The sequence below is a fragment of the Paenibacillus sp. FSL P2-0173 genome (assembly GCF_038008045.1).
Classification (GTDB): Bacteria; Bacillota; Bacilli; order Paenibacillales; family Paenibacillaceae; genus Paenibacillus; species Paenibacillus polymyxa_B.
This window is the reverse complement of record NZ_JBBOYK010000003.1, coordinates 542,469-567,296: the sequence shown is the minus strand read 5'-3', so window position 1 is coordinate 567,296 and position 24,828 is coordinate 542,469. Positions and strand designations below refer to the sequence as shown.

The window sequence follows — 24,828 nt, the reverse complement described above, 5'->3', positions numbered from 1 at the left end:
ATTAAGGGAATATTCACGGGAATTTTCTTTTTTTGTATTGTAATCATGCAAGTAATCCCTGGGGGTGCCTGATTTGAAGGAAACAACCACAATTCGCGCAGAGCTGGAGCAGTACATCAGACGAGAAGGAATTACGATTAGTAAGTTTGGGGAGAACACAGGTATTAATGCAGGAACGATCAGTGCCATTATTAACGGTAATCGTCCGATTGCGATGCTGCTGTTGGATCGGATTGGTGCAGGCATGGGGCTTGAAGAAGGGAGCCTCTATGAGTTATACATTGATGAATTTATACGGAATACGGCACCGAATTGGCGACGGGTTCGCCCCTTTTTGCATCGCTGTGCAGAGCTGAACAAACTGGATTGTATTAAGCAAGTCGTGGAGTTTATGATGGACTATCTCATATACGCCCCAGCTTTGTTTGAGACAGCAGAAGAATTATTCAGTGAAGGTAAGTTCGAGGCTGCGGCAATTATTTATAAAAATGTTTCGGAAAGTGAAAAGTACCAACATTCAGAGCGTCTGGCGCTCTGCCAATACCGTTTATTTACGATTGCCGTTGGCGATGACCAGGACGAAAACTTATGGGCAGCCACACATTTCGAAAGCTTTGTGGACCGACTGGGTGAAGCAGACCAACTGGATGCCTTAAGAGACTTGGCCAATACCTATGCCTCCTTGCGGCGTTGGGATAAAGTAGAATGGTTTGCTGAAAAAATGGCTCAAAAAGCCAAGGTACAATACGAGCAAAAATACGGAAATACCAGAAGATCGGAGCGTGGCAAGGAACCTAAGGGTCCTTTGTTTATGTATATTGTATACTCTTATGTGCTGCGCGCCGGGGTGTGGGATGAGCGCGGGGATTACCAAAAAGCGCTGGAATTTGTATCCCTATACTCTGATTTGAGCTGGGTGCAAGAGGATACGGAAGAAGCTCAGCGTTTGAAGGCCCTTTGTAGCAACTGGGCTGAGGCCAACGGGTATTTATATCAATTGATGTCCGGCAGCCTGGATGTGATTCCACAGTATGTAGATTATTTGGAAAAAAACGAAGGTGAAATTCTGGTGGGGCTACATAAAATTATGGTAGCGGCCAACCGTTATGATTTTAATGTAGATCATGTACTGCAGCGCTTTGAAAAACAAATTGAGGCATTTGCAGATCAGCATGTCAAGGTAGGGACCTATACGGAGCAAATGTCAGCAGATCTCTATGCACGATTTTTGGCAGAGATGGCTTGTTATGATCTCAACAAACATCGTTATTCCAAAGGTATGAAATTCCTGCTCGAGAGCCTTTCCTATTCCGTCGTGCTGAATGGTAATCCTGTCACAATCAAATGTGTAGGATTATTTGAAAAGTTTCGGCATACTGCCACTTCTGAGGACAAAGAGGAATATAAAAACTTACTTGGAGAGGTAGAGTACATCCATGATAAAAAAGATCGTTTTTTCTCTGCTCGCATTTAATGTTTTTGTCCTATTGAATTTTTCACCCGTTCCCCCCCCTATGGAAGATCCTAGCGACGTCCACAGTCATGGGCTGGGGGGATGGGCTTTTTCATCCCTTGATACATCTACCTGAAAAGGTCTAGATTGTCGTAACCCAAAAGGTATCCTCTTATAAAGAAGAGGATACCTTTTTTTGATGTGGAAGTGCATTTGAAGGAGCACTTTTGCCGTCAAGAGTGGGGAGTTGGAAGTTGAGCAGGCGGAAACCAGACATGACGCAGATCCACCCAGCCCTGACTGTTAAAAGATACACCGCGCACAGAAGGGAGATAGGCCGTCTGAACGGGCTTTTCATATAAAATATGCAGCTGGTGCTCATCCATGAGCCGAGTTTCGATATGTTCGAATTGCTGCGCCCTAACAGTATGATCGGCCTCCCGTGCAATTTCACGCAGCAGTCTTTCGATGTCCACACGGCTATGAGGCTCCACATGCCCAGATACATTGAGATACAAGTCAAACAGGCGTAATTGCTCATCACGGTCACGAAAGAGAGAAAAGATGATTAAGTCTGACTCCATACGGATAGATGAGCTTTTGAATTCATTCATAGATGCGGCCACGATGTTACAGGTATACCCACAGGATTCGAGCTGAGCCGCAACCCGGTCTGCGTCAGCTTTATACTCGGGAATGGTAGCAATTTGTAGTGCCGCCAGTGGTTCATAAGAATCGTTAGATGAATCCACTGCTGGAGGAAGGGAGCGATGATCCAGACATGCTACAATGCGGGCACGTATTTCTGGGTTGCGCAACGGTCCATCCTTGTGTGTATTACATGTGATAAATTTGCGTACCGAAGCCGCCGAGTGAATCTGGCTCCATGCGGTATCCGTATCTCCCGCTGATACGGGATTATGGATAATGTGAAAAGAAGAAGCGGTGTCTTCCGTATCCGACGATTCCAGCTTAGTCGCCCACGGGAGTTGGACAATTTCCACTCGGTCCAGATGAGCCCGGCCTTGAAAATAAGGTGCGAAAGCCTCCAGTGTACACAGGCTTTCGTTCATTTCCGTGACTTTGAATGCCCCTGTACCGATAGGGCGGATGCCAAAGGCGGCCTCACCCACCTGATTAAGCTCACGCGGCACAATCGCAGCCCGGCTGGTACACAGGAAGGATAGAAATAGCTCGTTCGGCTCCTTTAGTACGAAGCGTACCATCGTCGGGCTTAACGCCTGGACGTGCTGAATTTGCCGGACGATAAAATGATAAAGTCGCCTTCCCGGCGCCCGACTCAGTCGCTCAAAGGTATAGACGACGTCTTCAGCGGTCAGTATTTTTCCGTTATGAAACAGCACTTCTTTACGCAGGAAAAAGGTCCACTGTGTACGAGTGGCGTCCACCTCCCAAGCGTGCGCCAATCCCGGCAAAATCTCGCCGCTTTCGTTCGCCCGGCGGGCCAGGCCATCAAAGACGTGACTGGATACGAAGGACTCGGCGAGCCAGTTCAAGTACAACGGGTCCAGCGTATAGAGCTGCTGGCGAATAGGCAGACGCAGCGTGTCGATCTGCTGCTGATCACTGCGCACCTCTGCGTGATGCCCAAAATAATTCAGCAGCCAGCCTTGCAAATGCTCCTGCATGGTGGAGGAGCGTGAATGAACTCGGATCTCATCCAGCGCGCGTTTGATATCATGGCGGTCTATGGCTTGCATCATGGATTGCACGGCAATGTCTTCCGGCTGAATGAGGAAGCGCAGACTGGAGCGGCGGCCTCTGCCTCGGCGAGGAGTCCATTGTATCCAGTCGTGCTGCTCCATTTTCTGAATGATCATCAAGGCGTTGCGGTGAGTACAGTCAAAAATAGCCGCCAGCTCATCCAGCGTCGTCTCTATGGTATGGTTTTCGTCCTTGTCGTCAGCTGCGTGTGAGTGAAGCCGTAAAAATTGGGCATGGAGTTTCATTCAAGGTTGCTCCGTTTCCCCTATATTTGATTAAAAGCGTAGCCACTTTTATAAAATAGGAAATTTTGTTTGAATTAATTTCTCTTTATCTTCTTATTTTATCATCTACAATAAGGGTTATAAAGCATATTTGTGGAGGTATTTACCATGCATGACAAGATGAATGGAACGTCTTTGCCGAAAACGTCGTTTCTGTCCGCCTTTGCTGGCGCAATTGTGTTGGCGCTGGTTCATCAATATCTGTTTTACGGACATGGGCTGGGCGTGTCTATGCCAATTTTTGTTATTGTGTTTTACGCCTATATGTATGCCTTTAATCGAGATCGTTTCCAGTTAGGATCATGGATAGGGCGTTTACTGTTTGTGATCATTTTCATGCTGGCATTGACATATGCGCTGTTCAATAATCCGGTCCTATATGTGTTAAATGCGCTGGCGATACCTGCTCTGATTAGCGTACACATGGTGCTGCTGTTTGGGGAGAAAAGGCATGGCTGGTCGGAACCCGGTATTATTGGTCAGGCGTTAAGCCATTGGTTTTATCAAAACTTTCGTCATATCGTGACCCCGTTTCGGATGGTTAAGACAGTAGCCCTTCGGAATGTGAAGGATGAGCGTAAGCGTGTATTGGGCAAAGTGATAATCGGTTTGCTTATTGCCTTGCCGCTACTGTTCATCATCATATCATTGCTGGCTTCGGCAGATGGGATGTTCGAAAAGCTGTTATCTGGCATACCCGATTGGATCGGCACACTGTCCTTTGGGAGTGGCATGCTGCGGCTGATCTGGACCTGCTTTTTCACCTTCTGTTTCTTCTGCTACTTGTGGGGATTTGTACAGCCTGCTCCGCGTAATACGCAAAGAGAGACTCAATCATGGCACGGGTTAAATGAGTGCACGAATGGTCCAACCACCGAGTATGATGGTCATTCTTCAGTGATGATTGACCGACCAACGGTGCCTTACCACGAGCCGGTCGCGATCAAGTTTGATCCTGTAATTACCGCTACGGTGCTGATTGTCATGAATTTGGTGTATGTTGTGTTCGTTGTGTTGCAGTTCGGATATCTGTTTGGTGCATGGGAAGGTGCTCTGCCCGAAGGAACCTCGTATGCTGAATATGCGAGAAGAGGATTCGGGGAGCTGGTTATGGTAACAGGTATCAACTTTGTGCTGATGATCAGTGTATTGAAGTGGACTGAATTTGGATCAGGTATAGTGCAAAAAATGAACAGCGGCCTGCTGTACATACTCGTGGGTTGTTCGGGTGTGATGCTGTACTCGGGATATACCCGGCTGGTTATGTACGAAGAAGCATACGGCTATACGTACACCCGCTATTTGGTACACGCGTTTATGATTTTTCTGGGCTTGCTACTGCTTATTGCAGCAGTGCGCATTCATTTCCGTCAACTGCCGTTGGCGAAATATTATATTGTACTCGCTCTGGTCGCCTATGTCGTCGTGAACTATGTGGGCATTGATATACGGATTGCTGAAAATAATCTCGAACGATATCGTACGACATCGGTGATAGATAAGGAATATTTGAGTGAGCTATCGGCAGACGCGATTCCGCTGCTGATTGACTTTAGCCGTAAGGAACATGGAGCGCTGGATGAGTTTTTACAAGCCCGTTTGACAAGCATGACGAGAGAAGAATCGGCTTGGCCTGAATTCAATTGGGCAAAGTATCGAGCGCAACGGGAATTGCACGACTATATTTTGGAATGAGAGGTGTTTGGGAATGATCGGAATAGATGCAGTACAGGGTATGGTATTGGAGCTACAGGATGAGATGTCACAGTATCAGCATCAGTTTGGGGTAAGACGAAACCATTTTCTCGCGGAGGCTATGTCCTACGGAATGAGTGAGGAGGAATGCCAGTCTTATGCTATCCAGAGTATTGGTCCGGTCGTTCCCGTCGCCTGTATGCCTACGTTGGCCCCCGGCAAAACCCGACCGCTCAGTCCAATGTTGGCAGCGCGGTACCGATATGCGGGGGATTGGAAGGACATCGACGAGCATCTGCTCCTGCCAGATGAAGTGCTGCGGATCGCAGGTACAGAGCAGTTCCGCAGCTGGATCAGCGATATGCGGAATTACTGGGTGGAATCGGCTCCATACCGATTCGGGGATGATCGTCTTTCGCTGCTGTCGGTTGCGAGCGAGGAAGAGGGTCACTTTTCCATGCTCGTCTGGAAGGAGCCTGGTGAAGAGCCTGAAGTATGGACGTATGCTTTGCAGCATGAATACCGATTCAGTCATCTGCTCCATTGGTTCAAGTGGCTGAACGGGCGCAGTGAAGAATGAGAGGTACAGATGATGAAAAAGAATCGTAATTGGGTCGTGCTATTTATCGGCATCGCTCTGATGATGGGGGCAGCAGACTATTTAACACAAGCTAAGCCTACGACTCCTCCTGAGCTTATCGTTCCAACCGTAATCAGTGAAGAAAGCCTTCAGTTGTGAGAATGAAGTTAATTTTTTGTAGTATTACGTTGTTAAAGTAAGCCGGAAATCACCCTAATAGTTGAGAGGGAATTGAGGCCAACATCAATGAATGTGGAGCCATTCAGATGTTCAAGCGACTCCGTCATTTCCTCTACAGCTTATATTCAGGGGGAATTTCAATGGCTAGAAGTGCAAGTACTTACGCGTCTGTAATTGACGGTTTTAAGGTAGAAACGAACAAAAAGTATTCGCCAGTAGGTGGAACGAAGTGTAATATTTTTGCACAAGATGTGATGTCTGCGATGTCGGCTTCCCTGCCAAGTGGCTTAGCCAATCAAATGGCTGATGCTTTACTGAATAAAAAGGCGCCGGGCTGGGACTCTGTAACCTTTCAGGATGCTCAAAAAAGAGCAAATCTAGGGTATCCTACCATCGGGATCAAAAAAGCGGATGGGCATGGTCATGTAGTCGTTGTCAGACCGAAGGGTTCATCGATTACGATTTTGAAAGAGGTACAGGTTGCTCAGGCGGGGACCAAAAATTATAACAGTAATACCATTAACTACTCGTGGGTGGCAGCAGATCTGCCTGGAGTGAAATTCTACACACACGACTAATTATATTCAAGGTATTGGAAATCTAATGACCCCGGAAGCAGATCCACTCGATCTGTCTCCGGGGTCGTCTTTTTTATTTTGAAACGGAATGTTTAGATACAATGAACGCTTTGCCTGGCTTGCTAAAAGCAACAGCATAGCCATTGGAGAAGGAGGAGGATTCCACTCTGTACTCAAGTTTAGTCAGCAGTTGCCCCTGACGATTGATGTAACCGAATTTGCCTTCTGAGACGGATGATTGTGTTTGTTTACCGACTAAAGCAAGGCCTTCTTTGAACGGAGTAGTAACATCATATTTTTGTTGATATTTAATGACCAGTGCTCCACTTTTATTAATAAATCCGACTTCGTTTTTTGCATTTTTCACACTCGCCAGGCCTTCACTAAAATCCTGGGCATCTGTAAATTTAAAGGGAATCGCGACTTTTCCCTGTTTATTGATGAATCCCCATTTTCCCTTGGTATTTTGCACCGGGGCCAATCCTTCCGAGAAGTCTCCACCGGATTTATATTGAGGAGGAATGACTTCTTTCCCTGCTGTATTGATATATCCGTATAGCCCTTTGCTATTCTGAACAATAGCCAAGCCATTCGAGAAACCACGACTGTATTTGTATTTATAAGGAATCGCTAGTTGACCAGAGGCATTCACAAAACCGATCTTGCCAGTGTTAGGGGCGTAGGCGAGGGCCAGACCGTCTGTAAATACATATTCTGACTCCACATTTTCTTTAAAATGAGAAAGGATTTTTCCCGTTCGATCTATAATTGCATTTTCTTTGGTGTCTGCTATGGTTACCTTTGCTTTTCCTTCAGAAAAGAAATTGGCTTCGGTATATTGGCAAGGGATGACCAGTGCCCCTTTGGTGTTAATGTATCCATAGAGATTGGTTTTTGTATTTTTGACTACGGCTCGCTGCTCATGAAAATCACCAATGGGTTTAAGCTCGGCGGGAAGTGAGAAAGCTTTCTCTCCTTTGGAATTGTAATACACGAGGTTTCCAGCAGATGTTTCAGCGGCTAATAAGCCATCATGAAAAGCACCATCGCTCAGCGGGCGAGCAACGTTGTAATCCAGAGCAGTTTTAGAAACTTCAATGGTTGTTGTGCTGGATGCGGCCCAGCCTGTTCCAATAACGGAGAGGCTAGTAACCAGAATCAATGCAGCTAATCCTAACTTTTTTAACATGCATAAGCTCCTTTGTGAGTTGACTTTTTAACTTCAGGCTTCGAAAAATCTTACCCTCATACGTAAGGTCTTCCATAATATAGACGATAAAAATGTAGGAATGTTTCTTGATATTCTAAATTTTTCTAATTTTCAGCACATGAGAAAGCCCTGCTTCCAAGTATGACACTTGCTATTCTCATCTCTACTCATCTCTTCTCACCCCAGCTATTCTTTGGCTACGGAGGGGCTATCAAGTTACTCCGTAAGCTCATGTTAGCATTTTACAGAATCGGATAACATATCATTTGGCAGAACCTCTTATAGTGAAAACCGATTACTATTGAGAGATTAAAGATAAGAGATCACGTTCATTTTCAAGAAAAAAAGTGAAGAAACAGTGTCATTTTAAAAAAAGTCTATACATATATATTAAATGTATAGACAAATCAAAAGACTGGATTTATAATTACGCTGTAAACGTTTTCTAGTAGTTAACATCCAATCAGACCTTGAAGGGAAGGAACAATCATGAAGAAAATTTTGCTGGCGTGCAGCTCAGGTATGTCTACAAGTTTGCTGGTTACTAAGATGCAGGATTATGCTAAGTCCATTGGAGACGAGGCTGAAATTTGGGCAGTAGGTCAAGATCAGGCGGCAGAAGATATGGCTAAGGCTGACGCAGTATTGATTGGCCCGCAAATGAGTTTTCTTAAAGGACAGCTGGAAAAGGAAGCAGCCCAATATGGTATTCATGTAGAAGTGATTGACATGATGGCCTACGGGATGGTTGACGGTAAGAAAGCCTATGAGCAAGCAGTGAAGCTGGTGGAACGCAAAAATGGATAAAGTCAATATAGCTGAACTGACGGAAGAGCAAATTAGTTTCCAACTTATTCTTCATAGTGGAAGCGCTCGCAGTAAAGTAATTCAGGCGCTGACTGAATACCGAAATGAGAATGTAGAAGGTGCGGACGAACTGCTCAAACAAGCCAAGCAGGATTTACGTGCTGCGCATGATATCCATTTTCAAATGGTTAAGAAGGAAGCGGGAGGTACCCAAACTCCTTTCTCGCTCCTTCTAATGCATGCCGAGGATCATCTGATGTCCACGGTTACCATGAAGGATCTGGTTCTAGAATTGCTGGAGCTGTTCAAATCCAGAAATTTATAACGGAACATGTAAGTTTGTGAAATTTGGGACATGAAAAGCTTGCAACCCTATTGATGCAAGTCACTTCGCGGGGAGGAATAGGCTTTGTTTGAAAAATTAAGCCGGATACTGATACCTATTGCCGGTAAACTGAACAACAACCGCTATCTTACTGTACTGCGTGATGCATTTATGCTGTCATTTCCATTAACTGTTTTTGGCTCCATTATCGTCGTTATTATCAATCTGCCGTTTCTAAAAGGGTGGATGGGCGACGGCAATTATGCGACTTTTAGCAGTCTGCTGAACATTGCGCCTAATGCCACACTGAATATCATGACCTTATTTGTAATCGTTGGGATTGGGTATTATTTATCTCGAAGTTATAAGGTCGAGCCCATATTCGGCGGGATGATTGCGTTGGCCAGTTTCTTGATGCTCACCCCGTTTGTGCTGACACAAGAAAGCGGTGCCACGATTGCTGGTGTCATTCCGGTTGATCGGATCGGTGCCAAAGGCATGTTCCTTGGTATGATCGTCGCTTTTATCGCGGCTGAGATATACCGAAAGGTGACGCAGCGGAATTTTGTCATTAAAATGCCTCCAGGCGTCCCGCCGGCAGTTGCCAAATCATTTGCCGCTTTGCTTCCGGCATGTATTACATTGGGCATATTTTTGATCATTAATGTTGTAGTTACACTGACCCTTCATAATAACCTGCATGATCTGATTTATCATGCTGTACAGGCACCTCTGGTGCATTTGGGCAGTGGCATTATACCTACATTGATTGCTATTTTCTTTGTTCAGCTTTTATGGTTCTTTGGGCTTCATGGTCAAATTATTATTAACTCGGTTATGGACCCAATCTGGAATACGCTGGCACTTGAAAACTATGAAGCGTACTCCAAAGGAGCAGAACTGCCGCATATCATCACCAAGCAGTTTGTGGATATTTACACCGTAGGTATCGGTGGTACAGGTATGACACTGGCTGTCGTGCTTTCGATTCTGATCTTCCTGAAGAGTAAGCAATTGAAGCAGGTCAGTAAGCTGGCCCTTGGACCGGGTCTGTTTAATGTCAACGAACCCGTCATATTCGGTCTGCCGATTGTGATGAATCCGCTTATTTTTGTTCCATGGGTTATTTCTCCAATGATCGTTACGCTGATTACTTACTTTGCCATGACCACCGGGATTGTGCCGCCGCCAAACGGAATACAGGTTCCTTGGACGATGCCGTTGTTCTTTAGTGGAATGATGGCTACGGGCTCCCTGATGGGTGGCGTGCTGCAGTTGTTTAATATGGCTGTCGTCTTTGTCATCTGGTTCCCGTTCCTGAAAATTATTGACCGGATGAACGTTCGTAAAGAGCAGGAAGAGGAGCTTAGCCAAGCAGCCATTGCTGGTAAGGATCAAACTGTTGGAATGTAATGTGGATAAGCTGCTAGATTAGCAGCTTATTCATTGCAAAAGAGAGAGGAGTAGAGCTGTGAATCATACCGAAATGAAAGATACAGAGCAGCAAACCATTCAATACCGTTTTCCATCCGACTTCTGGTGGGGCTCATCGGCCTCGGCTACCCAGACAGAAGGAACCGTGGAGGGGGACGGCAAAGGACCGAACATTTGGGATTATTGGTTTGAGCAGGAGCCGAACCGTTTTTATGACGAGGTTGGACCTGGCGAAACGTCCCGTTTCTATACCCGTTACAAAGAAGATATTGCACTCATGAAAGAGCTTGGTCACAACTCTTTCCGGTTCTCTATTTCCTGGTCGCGTCTGTTTCCGGCAGGGAAAGGTGCAATAAACCAGCAGGCGGTTCAATTCTATAATGCCGTCATTGAAGAGTTGCATCAGGCGGGTATTGAGCCGTTTGTGAATTTGTATCATTTTGATTTGCCGATGGCTTTACAGGAAAATGGAGGCTGGGTGAACCGGGAGACGGTCGAAGCTTACGTGGATTACGCTAACACTTGCTTTGAGCTATTCGGGGATCGTGTAGCCAAATGGTTTACACATAACGAGCCGATTGTCCCGGTGGAAGGCGGCTATCTATACGATTTCCACTATCCGAATGAAGTGGATTTCGGTAAAGCCGTACAGGTGGGATATCATACCCTGTTATCGAGCGCCAGTGCTATTAAGGCTTACAGAGAAGGCGGTTATAAGGGCAAAATCGGAATTATTTTGAACCTGACGCCAACTTATCCGCGTAGTCAGCATCCGGCAGACGTGCAGGCTGCTGAAATATGCGATGCGTTCTTTAACCGTTCCTTTTTAGACCCATCTGTGACGGGAGAATTCAATCCTTTGCTCGTGGAGCTGTTACGCCAAGAGGGATATGTACCAAGCATGGAAGACGGAGATCGGGAGATCATACGCCAGGGCACTGTGGACCTGCTGGGGATTAACTATTATCAGCCACGCAGAGTTAAGGCTCGCGAAAGTCTGCCGAACCCGGATGCGCCTTTTGTGCCGGAACGTTTCTTCGATTATTACGTCATGCCTGGTCGCAAGATGAATGAAATGCGGGGCTGGGAGATTTATGAGAAAGGCATTTACGACATTCTGACCAATGTTAGAGAAAATTATGGCAACATTGAATGCTTCATTTCGGAAAACGGAATGGGCGTTCAAGGTGAAGAAAAGTTCAGAGATGAACAGGGCATGATCCGCGATGACTATCGCATTGATTTTATCCGTGAGCATCTCAAATGGGTCCAACGAGCGATCTCAGAAGGCTCCAATGTGAAGGGCTATCACTTATGGACGTTTATGGACAATTGGTCCTGGACGAATGCTTATAAGAATCGCTATGGTTTTGTGTCTGTCGATCTTCAGGACGGTGGCAAGAGATCCGTTAAACAGAGTGGGCACTGGTTCAAACAGGTGATCGAGAATAACGGATTCTAAGGTGGTCCTCTGGACCGCCTTTTTTTCTTCATCATCGTCAAAGAACTGTGCTGTACGTCGCTGGTGAGAAAGTATAATGTTCGGTATACTTACTTATACCGTAATACCTTAACGTCCCGCCTGCAGAACAAAAAGAACCAGCGCTACCGATGTTTTGGTAAAATGCTGACATAAAACAATTTTTAGTACAGGTGGTAGACAGATGAACAAATACGAGCGGATTGCACAAGAGGTCAAAGAGCGGATTATGAATAAGACCTATAGCAGTGATGATCCGATTCCCGATGAGATCTCACTGGCAAAAGAGTTTCGTGTAAGTCGGATGACGATTAAGCGGGCATTGGACACATTGGTGATGGATGGGTTGCTGAATCGTAAAAGAGGACACGGAACCTTTATCGTCAAATCAGTTCACAATGGCCCTGTTAACGTTGTCGTAAATGAAATGCTGGGGTTAACCAACGTACTGCGCGGGAAAGAGATCAAAAATAAAATCGTCGCCTTTGACGTTCAATTTCCATCCGAAGAGGTAGCGACCCATCTATTTATTGATGCCAATTCTCCTGTATATCATGTGATCCGTCTGCGTGTCGTGGAGGGTGAGCCCTATGTTATCGAGCGCACATACATGCCCACGAAGCTGATCAGCGGTATTACAGAGGAGGTGCTGTACGGCTCGGTGTACAAACATATTAAGGAGGAGCTGGGACTTAATATTGTCGGTTCACACCGTACCATCCGGGCCTCCAAGTCAACGGAACTGGATCGTGAGCATTTGGACTGCGCAGCGGATGATCCAATCTTGGAAATTGAGCAGGTGGGTTATCTGGATACAGGTATACCATTTGAATACTCGTTCTCGCGGCATCGGTACGATAAATTTGTGTTTACCACAGTGAATCGAATGCGTTGATTAGTAAAAAAATAAGCATAAGGGTTCGAGCTACATATTCTCGAATCCTTGTGCTTTTTTGTGTTTACAATAAGTTTAAGGGAAAATGAGATGCTTTATTTTTTACAATAAGCAATAAAACTTTCTATCCATTGTATGGTTATAGTTTCGCGTAAAATAGCACCATCTAATACAAGATAATCGCCAAAATTATCACTATCAAGAGGAGGAATAGTTTCATAACGTTCTTTATTTTTGCGTAAATGTTCCAGCCTATCTTGATGTTGAAGCAGCTGATGTTCCAACAAATATAATCGGGTTGTTATATCCAGATGATTAGAAAAATACATTCTCAGCCTAAACACATCTTTGGGAGTGGGTTCAATAGGCTCTGCTTTTTTTAGCCATTGTAAAAAATCTTCTTTGCCATTCTCCGTAATCGAATACAATTTTTTTTCTAAAATTTCTCCGCTAATTTGGATCTCGTAGACGATAAGTCCCTCATTAAGCAGTTTTTTTAATTCTGGATAGATCTGACTATGCTTTGCAGTCCAAAATTCGCCTAAATCTTTACTGAATTCTTTACCTATATCATAACCAGTCATAGGTTCTTTATTTAACAAGCCCAGAATGGCATATTTTAAAGTTCTCATAAGGCACTCTTCCTAACATTTTCGTCGTTTATTGGTTAAGTATAACATATTTAGCGAGTCCACAATAAGATTGATATATTATTGAAAACATATTTAATAAAACATATAAATACATACATGTTCCTGTTGATATATTGCAAAGCACGTGTTAATATTATTTCGAAATATGTGAATGATTTCACAATACAACGACGAGGGAGAAGAAGATCTCAGTGGAACTTACAAAAAAGAGATGGATTATTCTGATTGCAAGCTGTTTTATTAATCTGTGTATTGGATCAATTTACGCGTGGAGTGTATTTTCTGCCCCAATGGCAGAATATTTGAGCAGCGTCACAGGACTTAGTTTAACACCGGGGAATTTGGCTATTGCATTTACGATTACAAATTCGGTAGGTCCTATCACGATGATTTCAGGTGGCTGGATTAATGATCGATTCGGGCCCAAGAAAGTGATCTTTGTAGGGGGCTTGCTATTTGGAGGCGGTATGATTTTATCAGGATTTGCAACATCTGTAGGTTACCTGGTATTGGCTTACGGTATCGTACTCGGCCTAGGAACGGGAATGGTTTACGGATGCACAATTAGCAACTCTATTAAGTTTTTCCCTGACAAAAGAGGATTAGTTGGCGGTATAACAACGGCTGCTTATGGAATAAGCTCAGTTATTATACCTCCTATTGCCAATAGTTTAATCAGTAGGTCTGGTGTGACATCAGCATTCATTATCATCGGTATAGCATTTCTTATTATTGTATGTGCTGCTTCTTTCTTCATTGAGAAATGTCCATCTGACTTTGTTCCTGCAGGATGGACACCCAAGACTGTAAATGTTGGCCGTTCTATTCAGAACGACAAAGACTGGAAAGGCATGCTCTCAAGCCCTCTGTTTTATATCATGATCTTGTTATTAATGTGTGGTGCTTTTGCCGGACTCATGTGTACATCACAAGCTTCTCCTATAGCTCAGAAAATGATTGGTATGTCTGCGGCAGCCGCTACGACAGTTGTTTCCGTATTGGCATTGTTTAACACGGGCGGACGAATCGTTGCAGGCTATATTTCGGACAAAATCGGTCGAATCAATACCCTGGCTTTTTCTTCTGTCTTTTCGGTCATAGGGCTCACATTGCTTTATTTTTCAGGCGAAGGTAGTGTGTTGACATTCTATATTGGTATTTCAGTTATTGGTTTATGTTTTGGTGCACTGATGGGGGTATTTCCTGGATTTACTGCCGATCAGTTTGGTGTGAGAAATAATAGTGTGAATTATGGAATTATGTTTATTGGATTTGCAACAGCAGGATACTTTGGCCCATCGATTATGAGTCATGTTTACAGCACAGACAGTAGCTATCAGAGAGCCTTTGTCATTGCGGCCGTACTTGGCATAACCGGACTTGTTCTAACATTTGTATATAAGTTCACTACCCGAAAAAATCAGAAGATGGCTGTGGATATGAATCAGAAAGCTATCAATTAACCCATAGCAATAAATACAGATAAGGAGCATGAGATCATGCAAAGAAAATATCCCAATCTATGTAAACCAATTACAATTGGAAATGTGACTTTCAGAAATAGAATGTTTGGCTCTCCTATGGGAGGTACAGATATTACAGCTGACTGCACTATTGGACCGAAATCTACAGCTTTTTATGAATTAAGAGCAAAAGGCGGTGCTGCGTCAGTTACGGTCAGCGAAGTCGTGGTTCATCCTGAGACGGAAGCTTCCCATATGTACCATCTGGATCTGGGGACAGTAGATTCTCTTGCTAGTTTTACCTATACTGCAGACGCTATTCGCCGTCACGGGGCAATTGCCAGTGTGGAATTGTCTCATTCTGGACAGTATGCAGGAACTTATCTGACTGACAAAAATAAGAAACAAGGACTTGCTCAGTGGGGACCCAGTCCAGGAGTACGTCCAGACGGCAGAGAAGTAAAGGAACTTACGCAAGAACTAATTGCTGACATTGTAGCAGCTTATGGTAGATGTGCTGGACTGGCCAAGAGAGCAGGTTACGAAATGATTATGGTTCATGGCGGACATGGATGGTTAATTAATCAGTTTTTTTCTCCTTATTTCAACCGCAGAACAGACAAGTATGGCGGATCTTTGGAAAACAGGGTGCGTTTTGCACAGGAGGTTCTTGACTGTGTTCGTAAAGCTGTGGGTTCTGGCTTCCCAATCGAGTTTAGAATGAGTGGCTCAGAGTTATTTGAAGGCGGCTATGGTCTGACAGAAGGTATAGAAATTGCTAAATTAATCGAATCAAGAGTCGACTTGCTTCATGTATCTGCAGGAACCTATCAGACAGGATTTGGTATCACACACCCTTCGATGTTCTTGCCTCATGGAAGTAATGTTTATCTTGCAGCAGAGATTAAGAAGCATGTAAGTGTTCCGGTTGCAACGGTCGGCGGATTAAATGACCCGGCACAAATGGAAGAAATCATTGCCAGCGGTCAGGCGGATGTTGTTGAAATGGCTCGCGCACTGCTTGCTGATCCAGAGCTTCCAAGAAAGGTGATGAGCAACCGCGACGAGGACATTATTAAATGTCTGAGATGCTTCACCTGTATGGCAGAACGTGCAGAAACATCCACAAGACGCTGTACAGTTAACCCATTAATTGGTCGTGAGATGGATGGAACAGAAATTTACCCTTCCCCTAATCCACGCAAGGTTTTAGTAGCCGGTGGAGGCCCAGGCGGGCTTTATGCAGCTCTTACTGCAGCCAAACGCGGACATAAAGTTATTCTATGTGAGAAGGCTGACGAGATAGGCGGTATTTTGAGGGGAGAGCAGGCGATTCCTTTTAAATATGAGATGTATGAATTAGGTGTTACTCTCGGAAAGCTGGCTAAAGACGCTGGCGTTGAGATCCGTTTGAATACACCTGTTACTAAAGAGTATGCAGAGAAAGAAAATGCTGATGCGTTAATTATCGCAGCTGGTTCCGCAGCAATTGTTCCTCCAATTCCTGGATTGAATGGTGATAACGTAGTCATTGTTAATAACTACTATCTGGAGAAGGATAGGGTCAGCGATAGCGTAGTCGTATTGGGAGGCGGTCTGGCAGGCTGTGAAGCAGCAATTCACCTTGCCCAGGAAGGTAAGACGGTTCATCTGGTAGAGATGAGAACGGAGCTGGCTCCGGATGCTAATATTAGACATCGTCCGATTATGCTAAAAGAAATCGAAAAGAATAACATTCAGGTTCATTTAGGATTTAAAGGGCTGAGTGTTACACAAGAAGGTGTTGCTTGCGCTGATCAAAATGGTGAAGAACATTTTGTTCCAGGTACTTCAGTCATTTGTGCGCTTGGACAACGTCCAAGAAGAAACGTAGTAGATGAGTTAATTGATTGTGCACCTTATGTTGCACAAATCGGAGATTGCGTTAAGGCATCTACTATCACGACTGCAATATATCAAGGATATCATGCAGCGCTTGATATCTGATTATCTGCGACTCACCATCATTGCCCGGCATGGGACACTTCAGGAGTCTAAGAGAGGTACTCGAACATAGCGGTTCAACACAAATTGCACAGCTCCTGCAAATGGGTACAACATTGCGCAAGAGCTGTGCGATATTTTTTTAAGGATTAAGGCAATATTCCAAGTGTGAAAGTTAATTGCTAAGCAATCTTACTTCATGCACCGTCGGGGTATACCAGTTGTTCGGATTATTGAATAGCACTGCATTTACAAGGTTAATTCGCACGTAGCGAGCCTGAAAATTGACTTTGTCACTGGTAAAACCATACGTGGTATTACCTGTACGATCAATCGTGGAGTAGTTAACTCCATCCATGCTGTATTCAATTTTATATTTGTAATACGCTTCAGATCCTTTGTACATAAACCATGAAATATCCACTTCGCTGATGGTCTTGGTACTGCCCAAATCGACCTGCCACCAAGCGGGCCAGGATGCGGAGGCAGCCTTCCACGAGGTTTGGGCGTTGCCGTCGTTCGCCAGTGAAGCTGGAGAACTGGATGCGGCTGAGCTAGCAGTCGCTGTTTTGCCCTGTGTTTGATTCACAAGGGACGGCAGGATTACTGTGCCTGTCGCAGCATCCAGATCCCAGCTACTGTACCAGTTCAGGGTTGCTGTTTTGTTGGAGTCATTCAGAGTTAGTGGCAACCAGATGAATTTGTGGTCGCTCAGATTGAGCGGATTCCAGCGATCGCCCATATAGATGTAGCTGGTTCCTGCGCTACCTGTAATCGTGGCGATGGAATGGATTTGCGAGCCGTAAGCCGCCGGATCACCGAAGGGTGACAGAGCAGACCAGCTTCCAGTCATGGAACTGGCGGTTGCGTAAGCGCCCTGATTCGGATACCAGCCAGATGCCTGCGAGGTGAACAGATAGTAGGTATTGTTCTTTTTCACAACAGCAGGAGCTTCGCGATAGCCATTTTCAAAAATCCAGCCAACGAACGACTGCACGCCTGTATAATCGGCTGTCAGCTTGAAGATCGCCATCGTATCGTTGGCACCGCCATTTTTACGGGAAGCTGTAATAAGGTAGCCGCTACCGTCCGTATCCTTGAACACCGTCATATCACGAGACTCGTAATTCAGTGGGCGGAAGCTGCCTTGGTAGGCAAAATTTCCGTCGGGTGTATCGCTGGTAGCGACGGCTACACGACCTAGTGAGTAGTCCGTGCCATTTTCATAGTGCGCCCATAGTACATATTTTCCGGTGGTTTTGTTGTAGATAACTTTGGGACGCTCGATTTTGCTCGAATTCAGCTCAGGGGCGGAATCTTTGGTGAGAATACTGCTGCGGAAGGACCAATTTTTCAAATCGGTTGAGGTATATACGTTCACTTTTTCAAATTTCCAGTTTTCGGCGTGCTCGCCGTACCAATAATAAGTAGAACCTACTTTTAGAATATTACCGCTGTTCGCCTGAATCGGGTTACCTGCGGTGTCTTTCCAATCCGCTCCGTTCGTAATGGCTGTGCTTGCTGTTGCGCTCAGGGATAGTTCAGCATTGGCGACGTCCAAACCATTCAGCGCTTGGTTCACCTCGGTCCCGTAGGTTGCTTGCGTAACGCCTGTTGTATTGGCGTGTGCTGTATCGGGTTGAAGACCCGCACTGGCCACTGCGAATAGGATACAAATCCATGCGGCTAACCATTTGCTGCTGTTGATCCACTTCACGATATCATCTGCCTCCTTTAACACGGATAGGATGGGTCGGAATGGCTTGTCCGGCACCTCATTTTCGATTTTACCCTAATTGGAAGCGTTTACAAGTGGAATAAATTGAAGTCTTTAGCATGGTGAAACTGTTGTTACGAGAAAGGACAAATCTGATCACTGCATACAAAATAGGTATATAGATATTTGAAACTTTGGGGAAAGCTCGTCAGTTATGTGGGAAGCGTTTGTAATTGTGCGTTTTGTCATTGACACGTTCACATTATTTTAAATTTAAAGTGACTGGAATCACATAAACGGTTACTTTATGTGGGTATACTTGCTTTAAATTGAGGGTTACAAATGGGACATATATTGAAATACCCTTTGTTATCTTATTTTGGAGAGAAGAGGGATACAAAGATGCTAAGTGAGCAAACCATTGCAACGATCAAATCGACTGTACCTGTTTTGGAGGTACACGGAACTACAATCACCAAGCGTTTTTACCAGATGATGTTTGAGGCCCATCCCGAGCTTCTCAATATATTCAATCACGCGAATCAGAAGCAAGGACGTCAACAGGGAGCGCTGGCCAATGCTGTATACGCGGCTGCACAGCACATTGACCGTCTGGAGGAAATTCTTCCGGTGGTACGCCAGATTGCACATAAGCATCGCAGTTTGGGAATTAAACCCGAGCATTACCCTATCGTCGGAAAATATCTGCTCGCTGCGATCAAGGATGTACTGGGAGATGCGGCTACAGACGAGATCATTGCCGCATGGGCCGAGGCCTATGGTGTGATCGCTAATGTATTTATAGACGTGGAAGCTGAAATGTACAAGGAGGCTGGACAGCAGCAGGGAGGCTGGTCAGACTTTAAGAGCTTTGTTGTGCAGAAAAAGGTTAAAGAAAGCGACCAAATTACGTCCTTTTATCTGGTGCCGCAGGATGGACAGGTGTTGCCTGAATTCGAGCCCGGACAATATATCAGCTTAAAGATGGAAATCCCGGGAGAACATAATACCCACATTCGTCAATACAGTCTTTCGGATGCCCCGGGCCACTCCCACTACCGGATATCTGTAAAGCGAGAGGATGCTGTAGAGTCCCGTCCGGCAGGTAAAGTATCCGTGTATCTGCATGAGCAGGTGCAAGAGGGCGATGTGCTTCAGGTATCTGCACCGGCGGGTGATTTTACGCTGGATCGGGCAGATCGCAGACCTGTCGTGCTGATCAGTGGCGGGGTCGGGCTAACCCCGATGGTCAGTATGCTGGCTTCCTTGGTGAAATCTGCTCCGCATCGGCCTATCACCTTTGTCCACGCAGCAGTCAACGGGGATAACCATGCTCTGCGTAATGAGGTAGAAAAGCTGGTCGCCACACATGCACAGGCTGCAGTTCGCTGGTGTTACAGCAGACCAACGGAGCAGGATCGGCTGGCACAGGCTTTTCACAAGGAAGGCCGTTTGGATCTGGCCTGGTTACAATCCGTGATACCGGAACGTAACGCACAATATTACTTTTGCGGCCCTGAGGGATTCATGCAATCGGTATACGGCCTGTTGAAGGAGTGGAATATCCCTGCTTCGGATATCCACTATGAATTCTTTGGTCCTGCTAGCGCATGGGAAGCAGAAGCACAATGACACAATGAAACATCAAAAAAGACGAAGGATAGTTGTCCTTCGTCTTTTTTTGCGATGATTACAATGGGAAATCCTGCTCATTGGGTACTACTTTTCAAAGTGCGCTCCTGTTTTCATAACAAGGGAGTACGCAAAAATTCCATACCTTGCGGCATATATGGGCGTAAAGCCTCCGGAATACGGATCGAACCGTCCTCTTGCTGGTGATGCTCCAGCAACGGGATCAGAATCCGGGGCGAAGCGACCGCTGTGTTATTGAGCGTGTAACAATATTTCAGCTTGCCGTCCGCATTGCGGTACCGGATGTTGGAACGGCGCGCCTGGAAATCAAGCAGCTGGGACGACGAATGTGTCTCGCCGTAAGCTTGGCGGCTGGGCATCCATGTCTCAATGTCCACCTGCCTGTAGGTTTTTTGCGCCATGTCGCCTGTACAGACAGCCATCTTACGGTAGGGCAGCTCCAGCAGTTGAAGCAAGTCTTCCGCATTGCGCGTAATTTCCTGAAACATCTGCTCTGAAGCGTCCAGGCTGGCTTCGCAGATGACGACCTGCTCAACCTTGGCAAACTGGTGCACACGATACAGTCCGTGCACATCCCTTCCGGCCGAGCCAACCTCATTGCGGAAGCATACGGACACGGCTGCCAGCCGAATCGGGTCCGTAACATCCACGATCTCACCGCTGTAATACGAGACCAGAGGCACTTCCGAAGTGCCTACAAGCCACTGATCCTCACCTGTAATGCGGTACGTCTGATCCAGTCCGAGCGGGAAAAAACCAGTGCTGCGCATGGCCTCTGCACGTACCATCAGCGGAACATCCAGCAACTGGAATCCACGTTCAGTCAGCAGATCCACCGCAAGCTGCTGCACAGCCCGATGCAATGCAACCCCTGCTCCCGTCAAATAGTAGTTACGGGTACCGGCTGTTTTGACACCCCGAGGGACATCGATTAGCTTGTGAAGCTCACCGAGCGTCATATGATCCTTTGGTTCAAATCCGAAGTTCGGAACCGACCCGACCTGCTCCAGTTCTACATTATCCTCATCCGATCTCCCCCGTGGCGTATCTGGCGATACGATATTAGGCATCAGAAGCAAAAGCTGTTGAAACTGTTCCTCTACTTCCTGTTGCGGGGCTTCCAGAAGATCTAGTCGTCCGTTAATTTCTTTGACCTGCCGCTTTGCCACTTCTGCCTGTTCACTCTGGCCGGCATGGATTAGCGCGCCAATATCCTGACTACATTGATTACGCTTCTGCCGAAGCTGTTCCACTTCCTGAAGTAGCTGTTTTCTCCGATCATCCAGGGTCAACAGCTCTGCGACCGATACCTGTATTCCTTTGCCGTCTGCTGCTGTCTGAACCTGTTCTTGATGCTCTCTGATCCATTTGATATCCAACATGACACCGCACTCCTTTTCGGATAAAAATACAAAAAGCGCCCTCATCCACATGGGACGAGGAGCGCTTTGATCTCGCGGTGCCACCCAAATTGACCAGACAGCATGACAGGTGTCATGACTGTCCAATCCACTTTGCTCCGCTGTAACGGGCGGGTCCGGTTTACTTAGGTACATATCGCCATATCCTACGCTAACGTATGGTCCTTGGCGTAAACGCCTCCGAGTTGGATGCTCTTCATAGGCATAATATCGTTTGCTTTTTTGTAAGTATACGGATTTTTGGCAGGGTAATCAAGGGCATGAGTCTGCACATTGAATTAATTCCTTTTTTCATCGTGATCTTTCCAATAAAAATAAATACACAGCGTAATTAAAATAAGTGGAAATAAGTAAAAGGCATCATTATAGCCTACAGAATGGCTGACTCTCAAATCGTATAAAAGCCAAAACATGGACATGCTTGCTATCAAAGCTATAGTGCCACTTATTGAATACATGTATATCTCCTTTCAATTTGGATTTCATGTTTGCGAAGGGGAAAGGTAGGCTTTATTTCATATGTATATCCATTCTACTTCATCTGCGAACATGAAACTGGAAGAATATATAAGTAAAAGCCCCAATTTAACGTCCAAAATGGGCTATAGTCTCTATAATGCCTTTTTAATTTCATGTAAAATGTAATGATTACCAAAATGGACAGCGATGGAGGAGAACATGGAGGATTTTAAAGATCGTTTACATACGATCCGCCAAGAACAGAACAAGCTGCTCAAGGAGTATCAAACATTAATCGCGGACTATGAAGCCTCAGATATCATTCTGGAGAATGAGGTTCTGCGAAAAAAGTTCGAGGATTATCAGGCTCGCTGCATTCACTTGGAAGAGCGAGTACGACATATTGAGCAGGAAAATGGAAAGCTGCGCACTGCGCTGACGGAGCAAATGCTGAGTGAAAAGGCGAATATGATCCGCATTTCGCGTGAAAAGCTGGAGACCTATTTTGCTTCCAGAACCGCAGAAGGGAAAAATCGGCTGACATCCTTTGAATATGGGGCTAAAAACCGGGTGGACCAGCTTATTCAGCAGACTACGCATGAGCTTAAAGAAGATCAGGACGAGATCGTCGCCAGATTACGACTGTTCTCAGAGGAGATTCGTGACCGGATCATGGAACAACGCGAGCGGTTTCAGGAGGCCGAGCGCCAATTGCTTCAGCAGACGGCAAGCGAGTTCCAGCAGTTCGGAGAAGAAGAGATCAGCGAGGAAACGATGCAGAAGCGCATGAAGCAAAATCAGTTTGAAATGAAGCTAGGCTTGAACTGGATCAACAAGCTGGGGATTTTGCTCATTATATTGGGTGTGGGAGCCGCTTTTAAATACTCATACTCGAACTGGTTTACAGGAAATATGAAGGGCGTGGCCTTCTTTCTGCTAGGAGCGTTGATGCTGGGCGGCGGGGAGTGGCTGTACCGCAAGCAGAAGCAGACCTTTGCGCTCGGTATTTTGGGCGGCGGTATTTCTGTGTTGTACGGATCGATTTTTTACAGCTACTTTTTGTTAGAAATCATAGGAATGTATACAGGCATAGGCTTATCCGTACTCGTTACGGTGACCGCTGTGCTACTGTCATTAAGGTATGAATCCCGAACGATATGCTCTTTTGGTTTAGTAGGGGGATATCTCCCGCTCTTTTCCTATATGGCAGCGAACGGACTGGAAGGGAACGCCGTGTATATCGCCATGGGCTATTTGTTCCTGTTAAATTTGCTGATTCTGCTTGTATCCTTCCGCAAACGGTGGGTCGTCGTGCAATATATCAGCTTTTTACTTAATACGCCCTTGATGATTGTGCTGGCGTGGTTATCGGAAAGTGCCGTAGCGAGCATGCTGTATGCAGTCATTACATTTGCGATGTACCTCGGGATGACGCTGTGGGTGCCGTTCCGTTTAAAATCAAAACTGTCATGGCTGGATTTCTCCCTTTTGGCTCTGAATACAGTCGTGAGCTGTTCCGTTCTGTATTCTCTGTTCGGCGATGCAGGCCTGGATGATTATAAAGGCTTGCTGGCTCTCGTCTTTTGCTTGGTGTACGGGGGTCTGGGACAATGGGTCCGTCGATATATTCCAGAGGAGAAACAAACCAAAATATTATTTTATGCGACTTCGTTGACCTTTGCCATCCTTATGGTGCCGTTCCAGTTTGGAGTTAGATGGTTATCCATGGGCTGGTTGATCGAAGCGGTTCTTCTTACATTATATGGGCACCGTTACCGGTTGAAGGAATTGGAACGAGCTGGCTGGGGCATTTTATTACTGTGTCTGGGCGCATTCTTTTTCGTCGATTTCCCTATATATCTGTTGTCAGGATTTGAAACAGACTATTTTGGACTCAAATATACGCTCATTACACTGGGAATGTTAATCGTTACCGTCTTCTATGCGAGTGAATTTAGCCGTCCGAATGCTTTCAAAAACAATCGTTTGTACGAAATGCATATCATGCAAGGATTTAAATATGTAGCTTTGGTGAACGTGTATTTCTACCTTTTGTATGAAGCCGGGCATTGGTATAACATCGTTGTATCCGACGGGTTTGTCCATTACACCTTGTACAAAGTGTTGTTGTACACCTGCGTATCGCTGGTGTTGGCTTATTTCCTGCCTAAGGTGAGGTTGCTGTATGATCGGGTGATTAAATACTACAGCTTGGCGTTGTACGTCATAGGCTACGCGCTGGCACTGGTGATCACCGTAACGGTTCCAACCTTGCATGAAAATTATGCACAAAATACGGCTGCTGATTATGTGGCGTTAGTGGTACTCGCAGCCTTTAATGTGCTGGTATTCTTCAGCAGCAGGGATTTTCTGAACGCACTGATGACCCGACATTATAGAAGCAATGAGTTGTATCCGGTCATTATGGGTGTATATTTGCTGGGTATCATAACCGCCTTTCTCGGAGTTCAGTTCCGCCTGGGGGATGCTGGTCTTGTGTTCAGTCTGGTGTATTTGCTGCTGGCCATTTTGTATATTGTATACGGCTTCCTCAAGCGAGTGGTCTACATTCGCAGATTTGGATTGGGCTTGACCTTGCTGTCGACAGGTAAGCTGCTGTTGTATGATCTGCACCTGTTAACGACGGGGAGCACGATTGTAGCCTACTTCTCTTTTGGTGTTGTACTGTTGGCGATTTCGTATATTTATCAAAAAGTATCTAATCGCATGGGAGAGACCCTAATAAAGAAGGATGTTGAAGAAAATATGTAGTTTTCTGTTGTATTTTGTAGATACGGAACATTATGAAAATAAATCCGGTAATAGTGAAAAA

At 45.5% G+C, this 24,828-nt stretch carries 19 protein-coding genes; 14 read left to right on the top strand and 5 right to left on the bottom strand.

The features are described from left to right. Positions 1-73: 73 nt before the first annotated feature. A complete protein-coding gene (locus MKX30_RS18925) occupies positions 74-1,474 on the top strand; it encodes a transcriptional regulator (RefSeq protein WP_023990971.1) in 1,401 nt (466 codons plus the stop codon). A gap of 212 nt (positions 1,475-1,686) precedes the next feature. Here the strand turns inward: MKX30_RS18925 and MKX30_RS18920 are convergent, their stop codons facing one another. After that, complete coding sequence (locus tag MKX30_RS18920; protein WP_053326412.1) at positions 1,687-3,423, bottom strand: ABC transporter substrate-binding protein; 1,737 nt, start codon at positions 3,421-3,423, stop codon at positions 1,687-1,689. A 147-nt stretch (positions 3,424-3,570) separates the two neighbouring features. On the opposite strand from MKX30_RS18920, the gene MKX30_RS18915 reads away from it, so the two are divergent. The 4 genes from MKX30_RS18915 to MKX30_RS18900 all read left to right on the top strand — a co-directional run bounded on the left by MKX30_RS18915 (position 3,571) and on the right by MKX30_RS18900 (position 6,495). Continuing rightward, positions 3,571-5,157 carry a DUF4153 domain-containing protein gene (locus MKX30_RS18915; protein ID WP_341063246.1) on the top strand — a complete coding sequence of 529 codons (1,587 nt, stop codon included), beginning with the start codon at positions 3,571-3,573 and terminating at the stop codon, positions 5,155-5,157. 13 nt (positions 5,158-5,170) lie between these two features. After that, on the top strand, positions 5,171-5,737 hold the full coding sequence (locus MKX30_RS18910) for a hypothetical protein (RefSeq protein ID WP_028540868.1): 567 nt from the start codon (positions 5,171-5,173) through the stop codon (positions 5,735-5,737). A gap of 9 nt (positions 5,738-5,746) precedes the next feature. Next, positions 5,747-5,896: a hypothetical protein gene (locus MKX30_RS18905; protein ID WP_179085434.1), complete on the top strand. Its 150-nt coding sequence runs from the start codon at positions 5,747-5,749 to the stop codon at positions 5,894-5,896. A 161-nt stretch (positions 5,897-6,057) separates the two neighbouring features. Then, positions 6,058-6,495 (top strand): hypothetical protein, encoded by a 438-nt coding sequence (locus MKX30_RS18900; protein ID WP_023990966.1) that lies wholly within the window; start codon positions 6,058-6,060, stop codon positions 6,493-6,495. Between the two features lie 73 nt (positions 6,496-6,568). Here MKX30_RS18900 and MKX30_RS18895 read toward each other — a convergent pair whose 3' ends face one another. Continuing rightward, entirely contained in the window at positions 6,569-7,684 is a 1,116-nt protein-coding gene (locus tag MKX30_RS18895) for a WG repeat-containing protein (protein WP_076264576.1), read from the bottom strand. Between the two features lie 510 nt (positions 7,685-8,194). Here MKX30_RS18895 and MKX30_RS18890 point away from each other — a divergent pair. The 5 genes from MKX30_RS18890 to MKX30_RS18870 all read left to right on the top strand — a co-directional run bounded on the left by MKX30_RS18890 (position 8,195) and on the right by MKX30_RS18870 (position 12,646). Then, entirely contained in the window at positions 8,195-8,512 is a 318-nt protein-coding gene (locus tag MKX30_RS18890; protein ID WP_013312603.1) for a PTS sugar transporter subunit IIB, read from the top strand. Continuing rightward, positions 8,505-8,837, top strand: a complete 333-nt coding sequence (locus MKX30_RS18885) for a PTS lactose/cellobiose transporter subunit IIA (RefSeq protein WP_013312602.1) — start codon at positions 8,505-8,507, stop codon at positions 8,835-8,837. The genes MKX30_RS18890 and MKX30_RS18885 overlap by 8 nt, the downstream gene beginning before the upstream one ends. 84 nt (positions 8,838-8,921) lie before the next feature. After that, the gene (celB, locus tag MKX30_RS18880) at positions 8,922-10,250 is read left to right on the top strand and encodes a PTS cellobiose transporter subunit IIC (protein WP_023990964.1); all 1,329 of its coding nucleotides are present in this window, start codon (positions 8,922-8,924) and stop codon (positions 10,248-10,250) included. Between the two features lie 73 nt (positions 10,251-10,323). Then, positions 10,324-11,733, top strand: coding sequence for a glycoside hydrolase family 1 protein (locus tag MKX30_RS18875; protein ID WP_053326628.1), 1,410 nt, complete (start codon positions 10,324-10,326; stop codon positions 11,731-11,733). 202 nt (positions 11,734-11,935) lie between these two features. Continuing rightward, on the top strand, positions 11,936-12,646 hold the full coding sequence (locus MKX30_RS18870) for a GntR family transcriptional regulator (protein ID WP_023990962.1): 711 nt from the start codon (positions 11,936-11,938) through the stop codon (positions 12,644-12,646). 95 nt (positions 12,647-12,741) lie between these two features. Here the strand turns inward: MKX30_RS18870 and MKX30_RS18865 are convergent, their stop codons facing one another. Further along, positions 12,742-13,278, bottom strand: a complete 537-nt coding sequence (locus MKX30_RS18865; RefSeq protein ID WP_028540865.1) for a PadR family transcriptional regulator — start codon at positions 13,276-13,278, stop codon at positions 12,742-12,744. A gap of 212 nt (positions 13,279-13,490) precedes the next feature. Between MKX30_RS18865 and MKX30_RS18860 the strand changes: the two genes are divergently transcribed. Next, entirely contained in the window at positions 13,491-14,762 is a 1,272-nt protein-coding gene (locus tag MKX30_RS18860) for an L-lactate MFS transporter (protein ID WP_023990960.1), read from the top strand. A gap of 36 nt (positions 14,763-14,798) precedes the next feature. Next, positions 14,799-16,748 (top strand): oxidoreductase, encoded by a 1,950-nt coding sequence (locus tag MKX30_RS18855; protein ID WP_023990959.1) that lies wholly within the window; start codon positions 14,799-14,801, stop codon positions 16,746-16,748. A gap of 172 nt (positions 16,749-16,920) precedes the next feature. Here the strand turns inward: MKX30_RS18855 and MKX30_RS18850 are convergent, their stop codons facing one another. After that, a complete protein-coding gene (locus MKX30_RS18850) occupies positions 16,921-18,462 on the bottom strand; it encodes a family 43 glycosylhydrolase (protein WP_341063243.1) in 1,542 nt (513 codons plus the stop codon). A 402-nt stretch (positions 18,463-18,864) separates the two neighbouring features. Here MKX30_RS18850 and hmpA point away from each other — a divergent pair, with 402 nt between their 5' ends. Next, on the top strand, positions 18,865-20,094 hold the full coding sequence (hmpA, locus tag MKX30_RS18845) for an NO-inducible flavohemoprotein (protein WP_339201152.1): 1,230 nt from the start codon (positions 18,865-18,867) through the stop codon (positions 20,092-20,094). A 113-nt stretch (positions 20,095-20,207) separates the two neighbouring features. Here hmpA and serS read toward each other — a convergent pair whose 3' ends face one another. Further along, on the bottom strand, positions 20,208-21,497 hold the full coding sequence (gene serS, locus MKX30_RS18840) for a serine--tRNA ligase (RefSeq protein ID WP_076264572.1): 1,290 nt from the start codon (positions 21,495-21,497) through the stop codon (positions 20,208-20,210). Positions 21,498-22,214: 717 nt separating this feature from the next. On the opposite strand from serS, the gene MKX30_RS18835 reads away from it, so the two are divergent. Beyond that, the gene (locus tag MKX30_RS18835; protein ID WP_341063242.1) at positions 22,215-24,767 is read left to right on the top strand and encodes a DUF2339 domain-containing protein; all 2,553 of its coding nucleotides are present in this window, start codon (positions 22,215-22,217) and stop codon (positions 24,765-24,767) included. Positions 24,768-24,828 lie beyond the last annotated feature (61 nt).